Annotated in this window: 4 protein-coding genes and 1 pseudogene; 3 read left to right on the plus strand and 2 right to left on the minus strand. The window is 62.4% G+C overall.

The genetic code is table 11. The annotated features are described in order from the left end of the window. A partial coding sequence (locus tag PFH44_RS25195) for a hydroxyisourate hydrolase (RefSeq protein WP_283826519.1) occupies positions 1-226 on the plus strand: 226 nt, incomplete at its 5' end. A 27-nt stretch (positions 227-253) separates the two neighbouring features. On the opposite strand, the gene guaD is transcribed toward PFH44_RS25195, so the two are convergent. Both guaD and PFH44_RS25205 read right to left on the minus strand, forming a co-directional pair. Beyond that, on the minus strand, positions 254-1,579 hold the full coding sequence (guaD, locus tag PFH44_RS25200; RefSeq protein ID WP_283826520.1) for a guanine deaminase: 1,326 nt from the start codon (positions 1,577-1,579) through the stop codon (positions 254-256). 109 nt (positions 1,580-1,688) lie between these two features. After that, positions 1,689-3,188 (minus strand): NCS1 family nucleobase:cation symporter-1, encoded by a 1,500-nt coding sequence (locus PFH44_RS25205; RefSeq protein ID WP_045854755.1) that lies wholly within the window; start codon positions 3,186-3,188, stop codon positions 1,689-1,691. Positions 3,189-3,331: 143 nt separating this feature from the next. Between PFH44_RS25205 and PFH44_RS25210 the strand changes: the two genes are divergently transcribed. Both PFH44_RS25210 and hpxA read left to right on the plus strand, forming a co-directional pair. Next, a complete protein-coding gene (locus PFH44_RS25210) occupies positions 3,332-4,048 on the plus strand; it encodes a GntR family transcriptional regulator (RefSeq protein WP_283826521.1) in 717 nt (238 codons plus the stop codon). After that, positions 4,048-4,283 (plus strand): annotated as a pseudogene (gene hpxA, locus PFH44_RS25215) (allantoin racemase); the annotation flags it as partial. The gene PFH44_RS25210 and the pseudogene hpxA, both read left to right, overlap by 1 nt.

Genomic DNA, 4,283 nt, shown 5'->3' on the forward strand with positions numbered 1-4,283 from the left:
TCCGACTTGTATAAGAGCCAGCATTGCCCTGCAGGCGCCCGGCATGCTGACCGCCGGGCGCTATCGGCTGGTGGCAGAGATCGGCGACTGGTTTTCACGCGACGGGCGGGAAACGCTCTACCTTAAGGCGCAGATCGATTTTGCGATCGCCGAAGACGCCGATGAGCACTTCCACCTGCCGTTTTTGATTGCCCCCGGCGGCTGGTCGACCTATCGGGGGAGCTAATGTTGCGTTCTGGCCCGGCCCGGGGCGTCAGCCCTGCTGGTGCCAGACGCGCTCGCCGTTGACCCAGGTCTCGCTGATATTGCGCTCGTCGCCGAGGGTCATCAGCACAAACAGCTGCTCGTAGATATCCTTGCAGCGTCCGATGCGCAGCCGCTGTAAAGGGGTGGCGGCCGGGTCGATAACCACGAAGTCGGCCTCTTTTCCCGCTTCGAAGTTGCCAATCTTGTCATCAAGGCGCAGCGCGTGCGCGCCGCCGAGCGTGGCGTGGTAAAAGGCCTCGCAGGCGGGCAGGCGATAGCTCTGAAGCTGGGCAACTTTATAGGCTTCCCCCAGCGTGCGCAGCATGCTGAAGGTGGTTCCCGCCCCGACGTCGGTGCCGATGCCGATCCGCACCCGCTGCTGCCAGCTGGCGGGCAGGCGAAACAGGCCGCTGCCGAGGAACAGGTTCGAGGTTGGGCAGAAGGCCAGCGCGGAACCGGTCTCGTGCAGGCAGCGCCACTCGGCGTCGGCGAGGTGAATGCCGTGCGCAAATACGCTGCGCTCGCCGGTCAGCCGGTAGTGGTGATAGACGTCGAGATAGTGCTCATGCTCCGGCCACAGGCTTTTCACCCACGCGACCTCGCTGAGATTTTCGCTCAGATGGGTGTGCAGCCAGGTATCCGGAAACTCCTCCCGCAGTTGCTGAATAGCCGACAGCAGCTCCGGCGTGGAGGTGGGGGCAAAGCGCGGGGTAATGGCGTAGCCCAGGCGCCCGCGGTGGTGCCAGCGCTGGATCAGCTCGCGGGTTTGCCGGTAGCTTTGTTCCGCCGTTTCCGTCAGGTATTCCGGCGCGTGGCGGTCCATCATCACCTTCCCGGCGAGAATGCGCATATTCAGGCGCAGCGCTTCGCTAAACAGCGCCTCGACGGACTCGGGATGCAGGGTGCAGAACACCAGCGCGGTGGTGGTGCCGTGGCTGAGCAGCTGGTTGACAAAAAAGCGGGCGATCTCCGCGCTATAGGCCTCGTCCGCGAACTGGCTTTCGACCGGGAAGGTGTAGGTGGTTAACCACTCCAGCAGCTGTTCGCCGTAGGCGCCAATCATCTCCGTTTGCGGATAGTGGACGTGGGCGTCGATAAAGCCCGGCAGCAGCAGCCTGCCGCGCAGGTCGGTGTATCCCTTATGCGGATGGAGAAACTGCTCTCCCTCCTGCCACGGCAGCAGCGTCTGGATCGTGCCGTTCTCAATAAACAGCAGGCCGTCGGCAAGATAGCGCGCGTGGCGGGCGATATCGTCGGCGCCGTCGGCGACCCGGGCGATATCAAAAAACGCCCCGCGAATTGCAGCATCGTACGACTTGATGGTTTCCGCCATGTTGGCTCCCTGTTGAATCGCGCATTGAGCAAGATCTAAAGCAATATTGATGCCAGCCGTCGCGGTTACGGAATATGCCGCGCCGGCTGGCGCGGCGAGAGAGGGGAAACTACTCTTTCTGCGCCACGGCGCGGGCGTCATAGCGCGCGGCGGCGGAGAGGGCGACGCGTTCGTCGCGGGCAATCCAGCGGTAGGCGGCGCCGCTCAGGAAGACGCCGATAAACCAGCTGAAGTTGGCGACCTCATGCAGGGCGGGGATAAAGCTGATAACCAGACCGATAGCCACGGAGGGCACCAGCGCGGCGATGGCCTTCGGGTTGAAGCCGTTGCGATACCAGTATTGTCCTTTCGGCGTATCGTCAAACAGATCGTCCACCGAGATTTTGCCGCGCTTAATCAGGTAGAAGTCGACCAGCAGAATGCCGAACAGCGGGCCGATAAACGCCCCCAGCACGTCGAGGGTGTAGTGGATAAGCTCCGGGGAGTTGAACAGGTTCCACGGGGTGAGCAGGATTGAACCCACCGCGGCGATCATCCCCCCGGTACGGAAGCTGATTTTCTGCGGCGAGCAGTTGGAGAAGTCGAAGGCCGGGGAGACGAAGTTGGCGACAATGTTGATCCCGATGGTCGCGGTGATCATTGTCAGCAGGCCGATGGCCACCGCCAGGTCGTTGCCTACGCGGCTTACGGTTTCAATCGGGTCGGTTATCATGCGGCCGAACAGCGACTGCGTCCCGGAGACAATCACCACGGTAACGATAGAGAACAGCAGGAAGTTAAACGGCAGGCCCCAGCGGTTGCCGCGGCGGATTTCACCCATGCTTTTGCCATAGCGCGAGAAGTCGCCAAAGTTAAGCAGCGGGCCGGAGAAGTAGGAGACCACCAGCGCGGTGGCGGTGATCATCTGCCAGGTTTGCTCCCCGGCGCTCAGCGACTTGCTGGCGAGGGTAAAGGAGATCCCGTCGAAGCCGGTCTTGTATACAATCCAGCCCGCCAGCGCCAGCATCACCACGTAGACAGCCGGACCGGCGATATCAATAAAGCGCTTGATGGCGCTCATCCCGTGCCAGAACACCATCGCCTGCAGCAGCCACATGGTGGCGAAGCACAGCCAGCCAAGATGCGACAGCCCGAGGAAGCTGCTCGCGGTGAGCGTCGCCAGCGACGGCCAGAACTTTAGCACCACCAGCATCAGCGCGTTGGCGGCCAGATAGGTCTGGATCCCGTACCAGGCAAAGGCGATAAGCCCGCGGATCACCGCCGGAATATTGGCGCCGAAGACGCCAAACGCCTGACGGCAGATCACCGCATAGGGCACGCCCGCCATCTGGCTCGGCCGGGCCACCAGGTTGGCGCACAGCTGAACGATACAGATGCCGACCAGCAGGCACAGCAGCACCTGCCAGCTGGCTAAGCCCAGGGTAAAGAAACTCGCCGCCACGACATAGCCCCCCATGCTATGCACGTCCGACATCCAGAAAGAAAAGATGTTGTACCAGCTCCAGTTCTGGTCGCGCGTCGGCGCCAGATCCTCGTTGCACAGCCGTGGACTGTAGCCGGCGCTGGAGCCCGCGGCCTTAACCTGATGCGTATTTTGTGAATGTGGCATGAAACCTGCTCCTCTTGATGAAACCCCTGAATATGGATTGCTGAGGCTGTTGCAGGAATTAGGCCAAAATAGTTAATCTTGTATGCAATATCTAATTTTTATGTATACAGTCTGATATCGAAACGTGAATACGGAGCCGGTTAATGAGTCACGAAAATAGTCTGCACGCCGCGCCAGGCCTGCAGGACAAGGATGAAGCCATCTATCAGGCGCTGATGACCGCCATCGTTGAACACCAGCTGCCGCCGGGCAGCAAGCTGCCGGAGGAGGCGCTGGCGGAGGTCTTTGGCGTCAGCCGCACGGGGATCCGCAAGGTGCTGCAGCGACTCGCCGCTGTGCAAATGGTCACCCTGACGCCCAAGCGTGGTGCACAGGTTGCCAGCCCCACGGAAGAAGAGGCGCGGGAGATCTTCCGCACCCGAGAGCTGCTGGAGGTCGCCAATCTGCCCGACGTGCTGGCCCGCTGCCGGCCGCCGCATCTGGCGGCGCTGGAGGCGATTATTCGCCAGGAGCAGCAGGCGCATGAGGCCTGCAACGGCCCGGCGGCGATCCGCTACTCCGCCGAATTCCATATTCAGCTGCAGGCGATCTCCGCCAACCAGGTGCTTACCGAGATGGTCACCCGCCTGAGCCAGCGCTCGTCATTAGCCGTTGCGGCATGGGGATCGCCGTGGCGTCAGGGCTGCCGCTGCGACGACCACGGGCAGCTGATCGGGCTGCTGCGCGCCGGGGAGCTGCAGCCGCTGAGCGAGGCGCTGACCCACCACTTTGCCCATATCGTTGCCAGCCTGCGCTTTGACACCGCGGGCGTTTCCCTGCCCGATTTCGCCCGGCTGTTTGCCGGCTACAAGGAGTCGTAATGTCCTCTGTTTGTATACAAGTGATTAATCCCAACACCAGCCGCGCCATGACCGAGACCATCGGCGCCGCCGCACGGGCGGCGGCCGCGCCGGGAACCGAGATTCTGGCGGTCTGCCCGACGGAGGGCGTCCCCTCCATCGAAGGGCACTTCGATGAAGCTATCGCCGCGGTCGGGGTGCTCGAACAAATTAAGGCCGGGCGCCAGCAGGGGGTCTCGGGTCACGTGATCGCCTG

Origin of the sequence: Klebsiella sp. Ech2A, from assembly GCF_030078455.1 — a bacterium.
Classification (GTDB): Bacteria; Pseudomonadota; Gammaproteobacteria; order Enterobacterales; family Enterobacteriaceae; genus Klebsiella; species Klebsiella terrigena.